Genomic DNA, 17,500 nt, shown 5'->3' with positions numbered 1-17,500 from the left:
CGTTACCATCCCGAGCCGGGCTGATACGTCCCGGCGCTCCATTCGTCTCCTTCCGGGTCAAGTATCCTTGCCCGGCGCGTGCCCCGCGCCGTATCCTCCGGCGCGATCACCGCGATTCCGCCGGCTGCCAGCGCCCGCCGGTAGAAGCCATCAGCATCGTCGACCAAGAGGTACAGGCCCCCGCCCGTTGATCGGCCAATCAGTGCCGGCTGCTGGTAGTCCGCGTCTGCGCTTGAGACCATGATGACAGCATCACCCATGCGGGCCTCGGCATGCACGACTTCCCCAGCGCTTCCGTCCTGGCGTAGGACGATGGAAAACCCGACTTCCTCCATCCAGGAGAGTGCCGCTGGTGCGTCGCGCTAACTGAAATAGGCATATAGCCCGGCATCCATGAACGCATTACCTCAATACGTATCACCGCCGAAAGCGTTTCTGCCCGTCGTACGGCGGTGCCCGGGACTACCGGCGCACCGGTGAGTTCGAGGATTGTGGCTTGTGCTCACATGTGTAGCCGGACGACGAAGAGGAAGTAGCACCAGACGGGCAGCGAAAGCAGCGACAACACGGCAATCGCGGTCCGCACTAGGGATTGCTCGCGCAGGATCGCGGAAAGCAGCCTGAATGTGAGGATTCCGATGATTCCTCCGACGCAGTTCAGGATCACGTCGTCGATATCCGATGCTCCAACCGCAAACACGCCCTGGATGATCTCTACAGCGACGCTGACCGAGGCGACCGTGAGCACGGTCAGCCATGCGGCCGACCGATGCCGGAGCCACGATACGTAGACTCCAAGCGGGATGAAGATCAGGATGTTCCCGACGACGTTGGCGAACGCCACTCTGCCGGTCCCGGAAGAGTGGCTGGACACATATTCCGCGATACTCGCGAACGGGATGAGATTGATCGATCTCTCCGAACCCGGTGCGCGAGAGAGGAGAAGCAGCCTTAGGAGGAAGGCCGCGTAGAGAGCAAAGACGGCGAAGATGGCCACGGTCTCCGCTTTCGCCCGTTTCGTGGTGAATCGCCAGCTCGGCCCATCATCCGTGGCTGCGGTGGCTTGCGATCGTACATCCATACAGTAGGACGTTACAGAGGGAACCTGTCGTGCTCCTGTGCATGACTCAAGATGTCTACATGGGCCGCAAATCCGTCCATACGGAAGTGGCCGATGTCCTCGTTCTGGCGGCATCTCTCGCTGAGCCAATTCAAGAGTCCTTGGCGTTGGATCAGGTACTCAAAACAGCAGCAGGCCAGAAGCGAAACGCCTCTGGCCTGCGGAAACTGTAGCGGTGGGGAGGCTCGATCTCCCGACCTCACGATTATGAGTCGTGCGCTCTAACCAACTGAGCTACACCGCCACGAATGAGAAGAACCTGTGTCAAACCGGTCAAAAACCGCCTTGACACAGGCCCTCATTCAGAGCCCCCCACCGGAATCGATCCGGTGACCTCGTTCTTACCAAGAACGCGCTCTACCACTGAGCTAGGGGGGCAACGAGTAAATACTCTACCGGACGATTTCTCAGGCTACAAATCGGCTGCAGGACAGGGAAAAACGGCGTCGACACAATCTGCATAAGGGTCCGAGCCGAGGGTCCCGAACCGCGCTGAAACCAGGGCAGTCGAAGCACCTGAGCAGGGTGGATGTGGTCAGCGGCGACTGGAGCGTCCGGATCGGCGCCCTCGTCCGATTCCTGCTCAGACGGTTCGCGAGCGCCCCCTGGGGCCGCCGACGCCCTCTCAGCGGTCTTCTGGCGAGTCGCCTCTCTTAGCCGGCGCGCATGAGACAGCCATCGTTAAACAGCCAGAGGCCGGCTCGAAAGCCGGCCTCTGACCAGAAAACCAGGAACTAACCCTGTTTACCACTTGCCCTTGCGGTTGAAATCGCGGTGGCCAGCGTCGCCGCCGGTGCGCGGCTTGCGTGCGCTGTTGCCGTGTCCGCCGAAGCGGGAGTCGCTGCTCTGTCCGCGGTCGCGGTCGCCGTAGCTGCCCGTTCCGGCACCGGCGCTGCTGCGCTCGCTGTAGGAACGGCCGCCGCGGTCAGCGGATGAACGCTCGCCACCGGCGTAGCTGCCATGGTCGCCTTCAGTCTTACGGAACTCCTTCTTGAAGCCACCGTTGCCTTTGAAGTTTCCGCCGCGGTCGCCCCCGGAGTAGCCGCCACGGCCACCACCGGAGTAACCGCCACGGTCAGAGGCCGGCTTGCGACCGTTGTCCAACTCGAGGTGAATCAGTTCGCCGCCGATCCGGGTGCGGGACAGGGCACGCAATTGCTCGGGGCTCAGGTCCGCCGGGAGCTCCACCAGGGAGTGGTCCGAACGGATATCGATGCCACCGATCTGTGCCGAGGAAATGCCGCCTTCGTTGGCAATGGCGCCAACGATCGAACCCGGCATGACGCGCTGACGGCGTCCGACGGCGATCCGGTAGGTGGCGTTGCCCTCGGTCAGGGCGCGGGTGGGGCCGCGGGAGCCGAAGCCGTCCTTGGCGCGCTCGCGCTTCTGGAATTCGGGTGCGGCGGGCAGCTCCTTGACCAGGAGCGGCTGGCCGCCCTGTGCCATCACGGCAAGTGCGGCAGCGATCTCCGAAGCCGGAACGTTGTGCTCTTCCTCGTACGAGGCGATCAGGTCGCGGAATGCTGTCACGTCCTCGGACTCGAGGGTCTCGGTGATCTTGTCCGCAAACTTGCCCAGGCGCAAGGTGTTGACCGTCTCGGCGGTGGGCAGGTGCATCTGCTCCACCGGCTGGCGCGTGGCCTTCTCGATGGAACGCAGCAGGTACTTCTCCCGCGGCGTCATGAACAGGATGGCGTCGCCGCTCCGGCCTGCACGGCCGGTACGGCCGATGCGGTGCACGTAGGACTCGGTGTCGTGCGGGATGTCGTAGTTGACCACGTGACTGATGCGCTCAACGTCAAGGCCACGGGCCGCGACGTCGGTGGCCACCAGGATGTCGATGCGGCCTTCCTTCAGCGCATCGACGGTCCGCTCACGCTGCTGCTGCGGGATGTCACCGTTGATGGCGGCGGCCTGGAAGCCTCGGGACTTCAACTTGTCTGCGAGGTCCTCGGTGGCCATCTTGGTGCGCACGAACGCGATAACGCCGTCGAACTCTTCAACCTCGAGGATGCGGGTAAGGGCATCGAGCTTGTGCGGGCCCATGACCTGCAGGTACCGCTGGCGGGTGTTGGCGCCGGTGGTGGTCTTGGACTTGACCGAGATCTCGGCCGGGTTGTTCAGGTACTGCTTGGACATGCGGCGGATCTGGCCCGGCATGGTGGCAGAGAACAGCGCTACCTGGCGGCCTTCAGGGGTCTCCTGGAAGATCTGCTCGACGTCGTCGGCAAAGCCCATGCGCAGCATTTCGTCGGCTTCGTCCAGGACGAGGTACTGCAGTTCGGACAGGTCCAGGGAACCCTTGGAGATGTGGTCGATCACACGGCCGGGGGTACCGACAACCACCTGGGCACCGCGGCGCAGGCCTGCAAGCTGCGGGCCGTAGGCGGAGCCACCGTAAACGGGGAGGACGGTGAAGTCGTCAATGTGCTTGGCGTACGAGGTGAAGGCCTCAGCAACCTGGAGCGCAAGCTCACGTGTCGGCGCGAGAACCAGTGCCTGGGTCTTGCGGGACGGACCATTGAGGTCGTGGAGTTCAGCCAGGCGGGACAGTGCCGGTACTGCGAATGCTGCAGTCTTACCGGTGCCGGTCTGGGCGAGGCCCACGACGTCGCGGCCTTCGAGCAGCAGCGGAATGGTTGCCGCCTGGATCGGAGAAGGCTTTTCATAGCCGACATCCTGCAGGGCGGCCAGAACGCGGGGGTCGATTCCGAGGTCGACGAAGCGGATGCCCTCTTCTTCTTCCTCGGCGGGGGACTCGGCCTTGACCGGAGCTTCGGCAGCGTGTGCCTCCGCTTGAGCGGGCGCCGCAGGCTCAATGAACTCGGCGGCGGGGGCCGTTTCGACGGCGGTCGCCACAGTTTCGACGGCGGTTTCCGCAGCGGGGGCGGTCTCCACAGTTTCGACAGTCTCCGCGATGTCGGAAGACTCGGCGATGAAGGGGTCGTTCAGGTTTTCGGGCATAGGGGAAAGTTTCCTCATCCATAGGGGGCCAGTCGGCGCGGCCCGGTTGGGCTTGGCCGCAGTACACGTTGCGTGCAGAAGAACCAGGAGGCTCTGGTGCTCGCAAGAAGTCCGGCGCTGTCGCAATCCCATGGCAGGACTTCCCGCTGCATCTCTTGGCTGCTATCTCAGCAGTCTGTACAGCGTTTTCTTCGCCCGGCTCTCCCTATGAAAATGCCCGCACACATTTTGCGGGCCCCAACACTGACCAGTCCTGCCTCAAGAATTGGGCAGGAAAAAGGGATTTCCGGAGTGGGGGATATTTCAATTGTAGGGCACAGAATAGTCCCCCGGTGACATAACTGTCGACGACGACGGTGAGCTTGAGCACATAGGCGCCCTGCGCACCCCTCGGGACGGCCCCTCCCCGACCCTCAGGACGGCATCCCGAAGACGCCTGCAGGAACGGTTTTCAGGCGTCCACCCCGTTTCGGCGCATGAGTTTTTCGAAGCTGTCGTGGTAGTCGGACTGCAGCAGGACTTCTCCGTCCGCTTCAGCGTCGAGCAGCAATTGCATGTCCTCGAGGTTGGGGTTGCTGAACCACTGCCCTACCGTGATGCCATGTTTCGGCACGAACAGCTGGTGGATGTAGTCGCCGGCCGAAATGCTGCCAGTCTTTACTACTCGCAAGTAGGTGCCGACCCTCCCAGCGTCAGTGAAGCGTTTGACCCACATCGGTTCGTTCATGCGGCGCTGGAAGGTTGCGCACGGCACTCGCGGTGAAGTGACTTCAACTTCGACGTCCAGTCCGATTTTCCAACGTTCTCCAATCACGGCACCGGTGGTCTCGATTCCGGTGACGCGGAGGTTTTCCCCGAAGATCCCGGCGGGCATGTCCCTTTGGAGTTCATTCGCCCAGTAGTCGGCGTCCGCCTGTGAGTAGGCGTAGAGCGCTTGGTCTTCGCCGCCGTGGTGGATCCGGCTCGCCTGGATGTCTCCGTGGAGCCCCAGCTTGTGGACCTTCACCGGACCGTCAACGGGGCGCTTGTCAATGGCCGTCACTCCCACCGACCCTTCAACGTCAGGCAGGAGTTGGTGCACCCGGCAAACAGCAAGCAACGATGCGGTATCCATGGTTACAGTCTACGTACGCCACTACGGATCGAAGCGATAGCCCATGCCGGCCTCGGTGTGCAGGTGCCGGGGCTGTGCCGGGTCGCGTTCGAGCTTGCGGCGGAGCTGGGCAATATAGACGCGCAAGTACTGGGTCTCCTTGGCGTAGGCCTGCCCCCAGACCTGGGTGAGGATCTGCTGCTGGCTGACCAGCCGGCCCGCGTTGCGCACCAGCAATTCCAGGATGTTCCACTCGGTGGGCGTCAGCCGCACTTCGGCGCCGTCCTTGGTGATCTTCTTTCCCGCCAGGTCAACGAGGAAGTCTGCGGTCTGCAGCGTCGGCACTTCATGCCGGGGCGCCGCCCGCCGCGAAGCGGCACGGAGCCTGGCGAGGAGTTCGTCAAGGCCGAAAGGTTTGGTCACATAGTCGTCGGCACCGGCGTCGAGGGCTTCCACTTTATCTTCGGAGCCGTGCCGGGCGGACAGCACGATGATGGACATGGTGCTCCAGCCACGGATGCCCCTGATGACATCGACGCCGTCCATATCCGGGAGGCCAAGATCGAGCACCACGATGTCCACGGGCTGCTGCGCCGCGGCTTTGAGGGCATCGGTGCCGTTGCCGACGGTGATGGCCCGGTAGCCGTGGGCGTGGAGGTTGATTTGCATAGCCCGGGCGATCTGGGCCTCATCTTCCACGATCAGCACTAGGTTCATGGCCGCTCCCCCGTCCACAGAGGGAGTGTGACCACCATGGTCAGCCCGCCTCCCGGCGTCGCCTCAGCCATGAGCGTACCGCCCATGGCTTCGGTAAATCCTTTGGCGACGGCGAGTCCCAGGCCGATTCCGCTGCGCCCGTCCCGGCTGGAGGCTGAGTCGTCGAGCCGCTGGAAGGGGCGGAACAAGTCCAACACGGCCGCGGGCGCGATCCCCCGGCCGTGGTCCGTGACCCGAAGTTCGCTGGCTGGGAGTCCGTCGAGGGCAATGCCCGCGCCGGTGCGTGCCACCAGCACCACGTCCGAGTCCGGTGCGTATTTCACGGCGTTCTCCACGAGGTTCGCCACGACGCGTTCGAGCATTCCGGCGTCGGCCTCTATATACGGGAGGTTGGGCGGCAGCTCATTCCGGATGCGCTCCCCGGGTACGCCGCGTAGCGCCTCCGGCAGGATTTGGTGCCAGCCCAGCCCACGCAGCAGCGGGTTTACAGCATCGGCGGTGATGCGGGACATGTCCAGCAGGTTGTCCACCAAATGATCGAGGCGATCGGCGTAGTCCTCGATAGTGGCGAGCAATTCCTGCTCGTCTTCCGGTGCGAATGACACTTCCTCTTGGCGCAAGCTGCTGACGGCAAGCTTGATGCCCGCCAGCGGAGTGCGGAGATCATGGGAGACGGCGCGCAGGATGGAGGTCCGCATCTTGTTGCCTTCCGCCAGGCGCAAGTTGTCCTGCCTGCTCTTGACCAACTGCTGGCGCTCCCGCACTGCCACGACGAAGGCGCCGAATGCCGCGAGCATGCGGCGGTGTTGCTCGGAGAGCGGCCCGCCGCGGAGCAGGAGCGTGTAATGGGGATCGACGACGGCGGCGTGGTCCGCGGCCGCATGGGTCACCGGCGGTTGATGCCCCGAGCTTGCAAGAACCTGCCACGCCGGGCCAGGTGCCCCCGGCGAATCAAAGGTGGACAGGAGTGTCACCGCGTCCATACCGAGGTTGACCCGGATCTTGTCCAGGAAGGACTCAAGGCTGCCGTCCGAACTCAGGATGCGAAGGGCCAGCTCGCTCAGGGCCCTTGCCTCGGCGTCGGAATGCGCGGCTTCCTGGGCTCGACGCGTTGCCAGCCCGACCGCGAGTGCCACACCGCACGCCACGGCAAGGAAGATGACCATGGTGAACAGCGTGGTGGGATCCGCGATCGAGAGGGAGCCCACGGGCTCGGCCGAAAAGTAGTTCAAGAGAAGGCTGCCCAAAAGGGCGGACACCACGGCCGGCCATAGTCCCCCGATCGCGGCCACGGCGGCAGCGGCAGCCAGCTGAAAGAGCATGATCATCGCGAAGTTCCGGTAGTGCAGCCCGGACACCAGGGCTTCGATGGCCACCGGAAGCACCAAGGCCAGGATCAGGCCAGCCAGTATGCGGCGTCGCCCGATCCCCTCGGCTGCCCGTAGCGGCAGTCCTGTTGCGTTCACTTCCGCCGCTGCCATGGCTCAATTCTGGCACGGCGGCCGGGCCTACCGTGAAGGCGCCGGCGCCGCGCAATCGCCGGCTCAGCCCAACCGCTGGAACATGTCCGGCCTTAGGATGCTGGCATGAGCCATTCAATGACGGATACCTCCGATGTTCTCGCCCTCGATTCCCTCTTGAGCACCGAGGAACTGGAGCTTCGCGAGAAGGTGCGTGACTTTACCGATCAGCGCATTCGGCCGAACATCGCCCGTTGGTACGAGGACGCGGTCTTCCCAAGGGAGCTGCCCGCGGAACTGGGCGAACTCGGTGTCCTGGGCATGCACCTGGAGGGCTATGGCTGCCCGGGACGCACCGCCGTCGAATACGGTCTTGCCGCCATGGAGCTCGAGGCGGGCGATTCCGGTATCCGTACTTTCGTGTCGGTCCAAGGTTCGCTGGCCATGACCGCGATCCATCGCTGGGGCAGCGAAGAACAGAAGGAGCAGTGGCTCCCCCGCATGGCCGCCGGCGAACTGATCGGCTGTTTCGCGTTGACGGAGCCGACGGCGGGTTCGGACCCGTCGTCGATGGCCAGCTTTGCGCAAAGGGACGGCTCAGGCAACGACGCCGGTTGGGTGCTGGATGGTTCGAAGCGCTGGATCGGCATGGCATCGATCGCCGACGTCATGGTGGTGTGGGCAAACACCGGCGACGGCATCAGAGGCTTCCTGGTCCCGGCCGGAACTCCAGGAGTCACAGTGACTCCCATCGACGCGAAGCTCTCCATGCGTGCCTCGATCCAGTGCGATGTAATGTTCGACGGCGTCCGGCTGGGTCCGGAGGCCCTCCTCCCGGGCGCCCAGGGCCTCCGCGGCCCGTTCTCTTGCCTCAACGAAGCGCGCTACGGCATTTCTTGGGGTGCCATGGGCGCGGCCCGTGACTCCTACGAGGCCGCGCTCGAATATGCCGGAAGCCGCATGCAATTCGGCAAGCCCTTGGCCGGCTACCAGCTGACCCAGGAAAAACTTGTGAACATGCTCGTGGAAATCCAAAAGGGCACCCTGCTGGCGCTGCATCTGGGGCGACTCAAGGATGCTGGCAAGCTGCGGCCGGAACAGATCTCGGTGGGCAAGCTCAATAATGTACGTGAGGCCATCAAGATCGCCCGCGAGGCCCGTACCATCCTGGGTGGCAACGGCATCACGCTGGACTACTCACCACTACGCCATGCCAACAACCTGGAATCCGTGCGTACCTACGAAGGGACGGACGAGGTCCACACCTTGATCCTGGGCCAGCACCTTACGGGGATCCCGGCGTTCCGCTACGGACAGGACCCTTGTTGACGTGCACCAATCCCGACCATGTTTGAAAGAGGAGCGGCCGGGACACGCCGCTGCAATGGCGTGTCCCGGCCGAATCCTGAGTCAAAGAAGGTCAGAACTTGAGTGACTTGCCGATCGCCTGCTCCAGGTCCGCGATCAGGTCCTCGATGTCCTCGATGCCGCAGGAAAGCCGGATAAGGTTGACCGGCACGGCCAGCTCGGTGCCCTTGACCGAAGCGTGCGTCATCTCCGAGGGGTAGTTCATGAGCGACTCGATGCCGCCCAGGGATTCGGCCAGCGTGAAGACCTGGGTGGACTCTGCCACCTTGCGGGCCGCAGCTTCGCCGCCCTTGAACTGCACGGAAATCATGCCGCCGAACTTCTTCATCTGCTTCGCGGCCAGTTCGTGCCCCGGGTGGGAAGGCAGACCCGGGTAGAGCACGGCCTCAACCTCGGGGCGCTCCAGCAACCACTCGGCCACGGCCTGGGCGTTCTCGCTGTGGCGATCCATGCGCACGCCGAGGGTCTTGAGACCGCGGGTTGTCAGGAACGCATCCATAGGTCCGGACACGGCGCCGACGGCGAACTGCACAAAGCCGATCTTCTCAGCCAGCTCAGCATCCTTGACCACGATCGCCCCGCCCACAACATCCGAGTGGCCGCCGATGTACTTGGTGGTCGAGTGGACCACGACGTCGGCACCCAGGGCGAGCGGGGTCTGCAAGTAGGGCGACGCAAAGGTGTTGTCGACGACCAGGAGGGCACCGGCGTCGTGCGCTACTTTGGCGAGCGCATCGATATCGGTGATCTTCATCATCGGGTTGGAAGGGGTCTCCACCCAGACGATGCGCGTCTTGTTCGCCGCAACGGCCGCCGCGACGGCGTCAAGGTTGGACATGTCCACTGGCGTGTTGCCGATGCCCCACTCACCGAGCACACGGTTGATGAGCCGGTAGGTTCCACCGTAGGCGTCGTTGCCGAGGACGATGTGGTCGCCGGGCCGGGCAACGGCGCGGATCAGGGAGTCCTCCGCAGCAAGGCCCGAGCTGAAGCTGTATGCGTGGGTTCCGCCCTCGAGTGCGGCGAGCTGCTCCTGCAACGCATCCCGGGTGGGGTTGGTGCCGCGGCCATATTCGTAGCCGTCGCGCAAACCGCCTATGCCGTCCTGGGCATATGTCGAGCTGAAGTGCACTGGCGGAACCACGGCGCCGGTGCGCGGTTCGAAGGCCTGGCCGGCGTGGACGGCGCGCGTGTTGAATCCTGCTTCGTTTGCAGACATATGAACTCCTAGGGTCAGTTGCTCAGGTAAGCGAGAAGGTCGTGGCGGGTCAGAATGCCCACGGGCGCTCCAACAAACGTCACCATGACGGTGTCGACGTCGGACAGCAGCTCCCGTGCGGCCGAGATGGTCTCGAGTGAGCCGATCACCGGCAGGCGCTCCCCCATGTGCTCGGAGATCTTGTCGGTCAATTTCGCCTCGCCGCGGAACAGCTTGGTGGTCAGCGTGCGCTCATCGACGGCGCCCAGCACTTCGCCCATGACCACCGGCGGCTCCTGTGAGAGGACCGGGATGTGCGATACCCCGAACTCGTTCATGATGTTGATGACATCGCGGACAGTCTCATTGGGATGGATGTGGACAAGCTCGGGCATCTCGCCGGTCTTGGACTTCAGCACTTCACCGACCGAGGCTTCCTCGCCGCCGGACAGGAAACCGTAGGAGCGCATCCATTTGTCGTTGAAGATCTTCGCCAGATAGCCGCGGCCGGAGTCCGGCAAGATCACGACGACGACGGCTTCCTCGCCCAGGTCTTTGGCCACCTGGAGCGCCGCCACCACAGCCATACCGGATGAGCCGCCCACCAGGAGCCCTTCCTCGCGGGCCAGGCGCCGGGTCATCTCGAAGGAGTCGGCGTCGCTGACCGCAATGACGTCGTCGGGAACGGTCTTGTCGTAGTTGACCGGCCACATGTCCTCGCCGACGCCTTCCACGAAGTAGGGACGCCCGGTACCGCCCGAGTAGACCGAGCCCGCGGGATCTGCGCCGATGACCTTGACCCGGCCGCCGTCGGACTCCGGCCGATCGGCAGACACGTCCTTGAGGTACCTGCCGGTACCGGTAATGGTGCCGCCCGTCCCGGCGCCGATGACCACATGCGTGATCTTGCCGTCGGTATCCCGCCAGATCTCCGGCCCCGTGGTTTCGTAGTGGCTACCGGGAGCTGCGGGGTTGGAGAACTGGTCCGGTTTGTAAGCTCCCGGGATTTCCGACGCAATGCGGTCAGAGACGCTGTAGTAGCTTTGCGGGCTGTCCGGGGCCACTGCGGTGGGAGTGACGACGACTTCGGCACCGTAGGCCTGGAGTACGGCACGCTTGTCCTCGCCCACTTTGTCCGGGACCACAAAAATGCATTTGTAACCCTTTTGCTGGGCCACCAAGGCCAGCCCCACGCCGGTGTTGCCCGAGGTTGGTTCCACGATGGTTCCACCCGGTTTGAGCTTCCCGTCCCGCTCAGCCTGCTCGATCATCTTCACCGCGATGCGGTCCTTGATGGAACCGCCCGGGTTCACATATTCGAGCTTCACCAGAATGGTCGCTTTGATGTCCCCGGTCACGTGGTTGAGCTTGATGAGCGGGGTATTGCCAATGAGGTCCAGGACGGACTGGGCGTACTTCATAGGTACCAAGTTACCGCTTGGTTCGGTCTGCCCCGGCGCAGCAAGGAATCGGCACCACGCCGGAGCGTCGTCTAGCCAAAGAACGGCCCCGCGGGCAAGCTAACCGTGACGCTCTTCAAGGAAAGGACATGCACCATGGATTGGACCCTCGAAGTAGTTGTGCTCCCCGTGAGCGACATTGACCGTGCGATCGATTTCTACCGCGACAAGGTGGGCTTCGCCCTTGACCACAACACCACCAACGAGCACATGCATGTAGCCCAGCTGACTCCCCGGGGCTCCGGTTGTTCGATCGTCATCGGTGACCTCCCTGCGCAGAAGGAGATGGCACCGGGCTCCATGCGGGGATTGCAGCTTGTGGTCGCGGACGCGCGGGCCGCACGGGAGGAATTGATCAGCCGCGGCGTGGAGGCCAGCGAAGTCACCGTCTTCGACGAGCGCGACGGCGGCACGTTCTTTGGCTTCAGCGATCCGGACGGTAACACCTGGGCCGTGCAGGAGCTCAAGGTCCGTGCCGAGAAGCCCCTGATCCCGGCCGAGGCCCGCGGGCGCTTCGGGGCAGAATAGAGCGGCCCCGGGGAGCGCTCGCCGTGGGGACGAGGAAAGGGTGGAGAAGGCATCGCAGCTATTTCCTTCCCATCGGGATGCTGGTGGCAGGTGTCCTCTGCCTGGCGTTCGGGTTCCTTCGCCTTCCCGCTTTCGAGGAGCTGACGGCGCGGACAGTCCCCATACTCGCCTTCGTGCTGGCAATGACCGTGGTGACCGAATTGGTGGCGGACGCGGGCCTGTTCCAAGTGCTGACCGACAAAATCGCCGTGTTCGGCCGGGGGCGCGTCTGGGTCCTTTGGCTTCTGGTCATTGCGCTCGCAACTGTTTCCACCGTGTTCTTGTCGCTGGACACCACCGCGGTTCTGGTAACCCCGGTGGTCGTGCTCCTGGCCGTGCACGCGCGGATCCCCGCTTTGCCTTTCGCCCTCACCGCCGTCTGGCTCGCCAATACGGCGTCCATGCTGCTGCCGGTATCCAATCTGACCAACCTCCTAGCCCAAAGTCGCCTCGGAATGTCCCCGGTCTCCTTTGCCGGACTCGTTTGGGCGCCCGCTATCGCCGGGATCGTGGTGCCGGTGACCTTGTTGGGCATGGCTTTCCGGAAGCAGCTGGCCGGCCGATACGGCCCCCAACCGACCCACAACGTGCGGGACAGGCCCTTGCTGCTCATGTGCGCGGCGACCCTGGTGGTCCTGCTGCCCGCACTGGTTTCCGGGGTTCCCGTACAGTTCCCGGCCATGGCCGCTGCGCTCGTGCTCCTCGGTGTTTTCCTGCGACGGCGTCCGGGCTCCTTGCGTTGGTCCATGGTTCCGTGGCGGCCGCTCATGCTGACGATCGGTCTTTTCATGGTGGTGGAGACGCTGCACGACATCGGCCTGACACCTTTGCTCGCAGGCATTGCCGGCACCGGGGATGGCTTTCCTTCGCTTCTGCGCCTCGCTGGACTTGGCGCCGCGGCAGCCAACGGAGCCAACAACCTTCCGGCTTACCTGGCCCTCGAGCCCGTGGCCGGCTCTCCTGTCCGGTTGGCGGCTTTGCTCATCGGCGTCAACATGGGTCCGCTCATCTCGCCGTGGGCTTCACTGGCCACGCTGTTGTGGCACGAACGGCTGCAGGCCCTCAACGTCCAAATACGCTGGGGAGGGTTTGCCGCGGCAGGACTTGTCGCCGTGGTGCTGCTCCTGCCACTCTCCGTCTTGGTCCTCTGGTTGTCGTCGGGAGCAGCCTGACGCCTTGTTTCCAGCCCTACTGTGCTTCAAGCCTACTCTGCTGAGGCTCGCTCCTCGGGCGGAAGGTTCTCCCACAGGCCCAGGACGTTGCCCTCGGTGTCCTTGAAATAGGCGTAGTAACCCATTCCCGGAATGGCATCCTTCGCTTTCACCACCGAGCCGCCCAGGCGTTCGATCTCGGCCAAGGCAGTGTCGATGCTTTCCACATCCACCGTGATCACTGGCGAGGTGAGTTCGCCCGCCCTTGCCATCATCCCGCCGTTGATGGCTCCGGGCTGGCTGGGCATGCCTGTTTTCTCGTCGCTCGGGGTGGTGACGACGATGCTGTAATCCATCTGCGGCATCGGATTGATCTGCCAATCGAACGCCGATTTGTAGAAGTTACTGGCCCGCTCTTGGTCATCCGCGGGGATCTCAAAGTGCACGATTGCGGCCATTGTTTTCTCCTGGGTTGCTTGTCGAAGACGCGGATGCCCCGCGCCTCAGGTGGAGTGTAACCCTGCGGGATTCGCGGCGTAAGGGGAACCGGGACTACGCGTTTCCGGACATGTCCGGTCTTGTCAGACGATCGTGCGACCATGAATGAATGACGATCGTCGACGCTCCACCCGCCGCAGCTGCTGCGGCCGACGCATCGGTGCGATGGCATCCCGGTGGTTCCTTTGATCTCCTCCAGACCGTCGGAATCATCATGCGCGGCAACGGCGATCCGTCCTTCGCTGCGCGGCAGGACGGCGTGTGGATGGCCTTCACGACGCCGGACGGTCCGGCCACTCTGCGACTCACCGCCGCGGGATCCGGGCAGGACACGCACGTCGATGCCCAGGCTTGGGGCGCCGGTGCCGATTCCGCCATCGCCTCCGTACCTGCCCTGTTGGGAAGCGGTGACGACTGGTCCGGCTTCGACGAAGAAGCCTTCCATGCAACCCTTCCGCGAATAGTCAGGGAAGCCCGACGCCGGAACCTCGCCGTCCGTTTACCTACCACCGGCCGCGTGGTGGACTCCCTCGTGCCCACGATTCTTGAGCAAAAGGTCACCACTATCGAAGCCCGGCGGGGCTACCGCTACCTGATGTACCGCTACGGAACCGCGGCCCCCAGCGCTGGCAGACACGCGCCGTCGGGCCTGCTTGTCCCGCCATCTGCCAGCCATTGGTTGACCGTTCCTTCATGGGAGTGGCACAAGGCAGGAGTGGGCCCCCAACGTTCGGCCACGGTCATGCGCACGCTGCGATCCGCCGTCGCGCTTGAACGGCTCGCCTCACTCAGCGCGGCCGAGGCGGGAGCCAAGATGCAGACGATTCCAGGCATCGGCGTCTGGACCGCCGCCGAGGTTGTCCAGCGGACCCACGGCTGCCCGGACTCGATCGCGGTGGGCGACTACCATCTGGCCTCGTATGTCGGCTATGCGCTGACCGGCCGGAAAACGGACGACGCCGGAATGATCATCCTCCTGGAACCGTGGCGTGGGCACCGGCAGCGGGTGGTCCGGATGATCGGACTCAGCGGCTTCCGCAAGCCCACTTTTGGACCCCGCATGACCATTCAGGACCACCGCGGGCACTAGCGCCTCATCCACCTGCAACGCGGGGTCACTTACGGCCCATGTTGCTGCCGGATATGGGCCCTAAGTGACCCCGCGTTGGCTGATACGGAGCGGAGTTTCGCCCGCTTGAGCCGGACAATGAGGCCTCTGAACCCTTCGGCCAGATCATGGGCGTTGGCCTTGAAGTAGGACCAGCCGGCGCTGGTGAAAGCCTCATCCCTGCGGTTGTCCCTTGACTGCTGTTCCCGCGTGAGGTGCGGAGCGCCGTCGTACTGCACGGCGATCCGGAACCGCCGGTACCCGAGGTCCGCGGACGGCGACCACGGATCGTCCGGATCGAGGCGGAGCTGCAATTCCGGTTCAGGCAACCGCGCATCCAACATGGCCAGCCGCAGGAATGTCTCCGGAAACGAGTCCGCTCCGACCCGCATGTCTTCAAGGGCGAGCCGGCCCTTCTCCACGCCTTTCATGTTCGGATGCTGCCGGATCAGGAGGCGCAGCCCCTCCTTGTCCGCGTAGGGCTCCGTCCTTCCTTCAAGGCCCGGGCGGGGCATGCGGATCAACTGATCTCCCATGGCAATCACGTACGGCAGCGGCAACTGATGCGTCAGATCAAGCCACGTCCGGGACGGGGAGGACACCGGGATTCCGCCTATTTCCGTGACCTCGCCAGGGAGGACTCGCACCCGGTGCCCCGTCACTCCATTCCGACGGACCCGGGGAAGCTCATGGGGCTTGCTGAGGTGGACCGTCCCACCGCCGCCCAGCCACGGAGGAAGGCCGAGCCGGGTCAGTATCGCGGCGCTCTCATGGGACACCCAGGCACCCGGTGTTGCCGCCGCAAGGACCCGCGCCCGTTCGGCAAGTGCAAACTCACGTCCCCCAGGCAGATGAATCAGCCGGCCGCCGTCGGACACGTCCCTGGCCCGGAGACGCTTCGGAGTGACGCCAAGGGCACGGGATTCATAGACCGTGAAAGGACGATCACTGAGTTCCTCCGGCAGCGGATTGATGCGGACCATGCGATCCAGTTTGTCCGCAAACGGAGGCCGGGTAGGAGTTATCCACAGGCAGACTTCCCACCACGCCAACGCGGGGTCACTTACGGCCCGTGTTGCTGCCAGACATGGGCCGTAAGTGACCACGCCTTGGATCAAAGACCCAGGCGGGCGATCGCTTCCTCCCGCATGTCGACCTTGCGGACCTTCCCCGACACGGTCATGGGGAAGCTCTCCCGGATGTCCACGTAGCGCGGAATCTTGTAGTGGGCCAGCTTGCCGCGACAGAATTCCTGCACTCCGGCCAGGTCCAAAGCTGATCCCGGTTTCAGGATGATGCAGGCCATCAGTTCCTCCCCGAACTTGGCATCCGGGACCCCGATCACTTGGACATCCTGGATGGCGGGATGCCGGTACAGGAACTCCTCGATCTCGCGGGGATAGACGTTCTCGCCTCCACGGATGACCATGTCCTTCATGCGGCCTTCGATCACGATGAAACCCTCCGGATCCATCCGGGCGAGGTCGCCGGTGTGCATCCAGCCTTCGTCGTCGATGGCCTCGGCCGTTTTGTCCGGCTGGCCCCAGTACCCTGCCATGACGGAGTAGCCGCGCGTGCAGAGCTCGCCGATCCTGCCCCGTTCCATGGTTTCGCCCGTGCCAGGATCCACGATCTTGGACTCGAGCCGCGGCATGGTGCGCCCCACCGTGGTGGTCCGCTGCTCCAAGGTGTCCGCCGCGAGGGTCATGGTGGACACCGGCGAGGTCTCGGTCATGCCGTAGCAAATGGCCACGTCCCGCATGTTCATCTCGGAAATGACGCGCTCCATGACCTCGATAGGGCACAGTGAGCCGGCCATGACGCCGGTGCGCAGCGTGGAGAGGTCGTAGGAGGCGAAATCCGGCAAAGCCAACTCGGCGATGAACATAGTGGGCACCCCGCACAGCGAGGTTCCGCCGAAGTCCTGCACGGCCTCCAGGGTAGCGGCCGGGGTGAATCCACGCCCGGGAATGATGGTGGCTGCCCCGAAGCTCAGGGCGTTGAGGTTCCCGATGACCATGCCAAAACAGTGGTAGAACGGCACCGGAAGGACCACCCGGTCGCGTTCCGTATAGCCCAGCAGCCTGCCGATCTGGTTGCCGTTGTTGAGGATATTGTGGTGCGTCAACGTGGCACCCTTGGGGAACCCCGTAGTCCCGGAGGTGTACTGCAGGTTGATGGGATCGTGCGCGTCCAGTTCCGCCATCCGCGCCGTGAGCGCTAAGGGCGCGACGTCGTCTGCCCGCTTCAGCAGCTCCGCGAACGTCAGCTCGGCGTCCATTTGCGGTTCACCTGCGTTGAGCATGTCCAGTCCAAGATCGGGAAGGAACACCAGCTCCCGAAGCTCCGGGCATCTGGTCAAAGCCTCCCGGGCCATGCCCACATAGTCGCTGTTCTTGTCCGACGGAGCGGCCACCAGCATCCGCATGCCGTTCTGCCGGACCACGAATTCGAGTTCGTGGCTGCGGTAGGCCGGGTTGACGTTGACCAGGATCGCGCCGATCTTCGCCGTGGCGTACTGCAGGATGGTCCACTCGGCGCAGTTCGGGCTCCAGATACCTACCCGGTCACCTTTGGCGACACCCATGGCGAGCAGGGCACGGGCGAGGCGGTCGACGTCGTCGTTCAGTTTTTCGTAGCTCCAGCGCCGGGCCTCAGCGCCCGGAACAGGGGCCGCTTCGATGAGCGCATCCCGTAGCGGGAACCGCGCCGCGACGCGTTCAAAATTGGCGCCGATGGTCTCTTCAAGCAGCGGGACGTCAGTGTCCCCGGCTGTGTAGGAAAGCATGAACGCAC

The 17,500-nt window shown here is 64.1% G+C and carries 15 protein-coding genes, 2 tRNA genes and 1 pseudogene; 5 read left to right on the top strand and 13 right to left on the bottom strand.

The genetic code is table 11. The features are described 5' to 3' along the window. Window positions 1-2: 2 nt before the first annotated feature. Together ABD884_RS02970 and ABD884_RS02965 are read right to left on the bottom strand one after the other, a co-directional pair. A pseudogene (locus tag ABD884_RS02970) lies at window positions 3-347 on the bottom strand (VOC family protein); the annotation flags it as partial. Between the two features lie 155 nt (window positions 348-502). Then, window positions 503-1,081, bottom strand: coding sequence for a VanZ family protein (locus ABD884_RS02965; RefSeq protein ID WP_345035864.1), 579 nt, complete (start codon window positions 1,079-1,081; stop codon window positions 503-505). 41 nt (window positions 1,082-1,122) lie between these two features. Here ABD884_RS02965 and ABD884_RS02960 point away from each other — a divergent pair, with 41 nt between their 5' ends. Continuing rightward, entirely contained in the window at window positions 1,123-1,293 is a 171-nt protein-coding gene (locus tag ABD884_RS02960) for a hypothetical protein (protein ID WP_345035860.1), read from the top strand. Here ABD884_RS02960 and ABD884_RS02955 read toward each other — a convergent pair. The 6 genes from ABD884_RS02955 to ABD884_RS02930 form a co-directional block, all read right to left on the bottom strand. Beyond that, window positions 1,291-1,364 (bottom strand) — tRNA-Met (locus tag ABD884_RS02955). The genes ABD884_RS02960 and ABD884_RS02955 overlap by 3 nt on opposite strands. 62 nt (window positions 1,365-1,426) lie before the next feature. Then, window positions 1,427-1,498, bottom strand: a tRNA-Thr gene (locus ABD884_RS02950). A 366-nt stretch (window positions 1,499-1,864) separates the two neighbouring features. Further along, window positions 1,865-4,084, bottom strand: a complete 2,220-nt coding sequence (locus tag ABD884_RS02945) for a DEAD/DEAH box helicase (RefSeq protein ID WP_345035857.1) — start codon at window positions 4,082-4,084, stop codon at window positions 1,865-1,867. Between the two features lie 451 nt (window positions 4,085-4,535). Further along, window positions 4,536-5,198 carry an MOSC domain-containing protein gene (locus ABD884_RS02940; protein WP_345035852.1) on the bottom strand — a complete coding sequence of 221 codons (663 nt, stop codon included), beginning with the start codon at window positions 5,196-5,198 and terminating at the stop codon, window positions 4,536-4,538. Window positions 5,199-5,219: 21 nt separating this feature from the next. Next, window positions 5,220-5,894, bottom strand: coding sequence for a response regulator (locus ABD884_RS02935; protein ID WP_345035846.1), 675 nt, complete (start codon window positions 5,892-5,894; stop codon window positions 5,220-5,222). Further along, window positions 5,891-7,375 (bottom strand): sensor histidine kinase, encoded by a 1,485-nt coding sequence (locus ABD884_RS02930; protein ID WP_345035836.1) that lies wholly within the window; start codon window positions 7,373-7,375, stop codon window positions 5,891-5,893. Before ABD884_RS02930 ends, ABD884_RS02935 begins: the two co-directional genes overlap by 4 nt. 105 nt (window positions 7,376-7,480) lie before the next feature. Between ABD884_RS02930 and ABD884_RS02925 the strand changes: the two genes are divergently transcribed. Beyond that, window positions 7,481-8,683 (top strand): acyl-CoA dehydrogenase family protein, encoded by a 1,203-nt coding sequence (locus tag ABD884_RS02925; protein WP_345035832.1) that lies wholly within the window; start codon window positions 7,481-7,483, stop codon window positions 8,681-8,683. 91 nt (window positions 8,684-8,774) lie between these two features. Here ABD884_RS02925 and ABD884_RS02920 read toward each other — a convergent pair whose 3' ends face one another. Continuing rightward, window positions 8,775-9,941: a cystathionine gamma-synthase gene (locus tag ABD884_RS02920; protein ID WP_345035827.1), complete on the bottom strand. Its 1,167-nt coding sequence runs from the start codon at window positions 9,939-9,941 to the stop codon at window positions 8,775-8,777. A gap of 14 nt (window positions 9,942-9,955) precedes the next feature. Further along, window positions 9,956-11,341, bottom strand: a complete 1,386-nt coding sequence (locus ABD884_RS02915) for a cystathionine beta-synthase (protein WP_345035823.1) — start codon at window positions 11,339-11,341, stop codon at window positions 9,956-9,958. 135 nt (window positions 11,342-11,476) lie between these two features. Between ABD884_RS02915 and ABD884_RS02910 the strand changes: the two genes are divergently transcribed. After that, window positions 11,477-11,908 carry a VOC family protein gene (locus ABD884_RS02910; RefSeq protein ID WP_028265175.1) on the top strand — a complete coding sequence of 144 codons (432 nt, stop codon included), beginning with the start codon at window positions 11,477-11,479 and terminating at the stop codon, window positions 11,906-11,908. 77 nt (window positions 11,909-11,985) lie between these two features. Continuing rightward, window positions 11,986-13,119, top strand: coding sequence for an ArsB/NhaD family transporter (locus ABD884_RS02905; RefSeq protein WP_345054471.1), 1,134 nt, complete (start codon window positions 11,986-11,988; stop codon window positions 13,117-13,119). A 32-nt stretch (window positions 13,120-13,151) separates the two neighbouring features. Here the strand turns inward: ABD884_RS02905 and ABD884_RS02900 are convergent, their stop codons facing one another. Continuing rightward, window positions 13,152-13,556, bottom strand: a complete 405-nt coding sequence (locus ABD884_RS02900) for a VOC family protein (protein WP_345035814.1) — start codon at window positions 13,554-13,556, stop codon at window positions 13,152-13,154. 149 nt (window positions 13,557-13,705) lie between these two features. Between ABD884_RS02900 and ABD884_RS02895 the strand changes: the two genes are divergently transcribed. Continuing rightward, on the top strand, window positions 13,706-14,686 hold the full coding sequence (locus tag ABD884_RS02895; RefSeq protein WP_345035810.1) for a DNA-3-methyladenine glycosylase family protein: 981 nt from the start codon (window positions 13,706-13,708) through the stop codon (window positions 14,684-14,686). 29 nt (window positions 14,687-14,715) lie between these two features. On the opposite strand, the gene ABD884_RS02890 is transcribed toward ABD884_RS02895, so the two are convergent. Then, window positions 14,716-15,687, bottom strand: coding sequence for a hypothetical protein (locus ABD884_RS02890; protein ID WP_345035807.1), 972 nt, complete (start codon window positions 15,685-15,687; stop codon window positions 14,716-14,718). Between the two features lie 131 nt (window positions 15,688-15,818). Next, the gene (locus ABD884_RS02885; RefSeq protein WP_345035803.1) at window positions 15,819-17,492 is read right to left on the bottom strand and encodes an AMP-binding protein; all 1,674 of its coding nucleotides are present in this window, start codon (window positions 17,490-17,492) and stop codon (window positions 15,819-15,821) included. Window positions 17,493-17,500 lie beyond the last annotated feature (8 nt).

This window comes from Arthrobacter methylotrophus, assembly GCF_039539965.1.
Lineage (GTDB): Bacteria > Actinomycetota > Actinomycetes > Actinomycetales > Micrococcaceae > Arthrobacter > Arthrobacter methylotrophus.
This window is presented reverse-complemented; position numbering and strand designations above follow the sequence as displayed.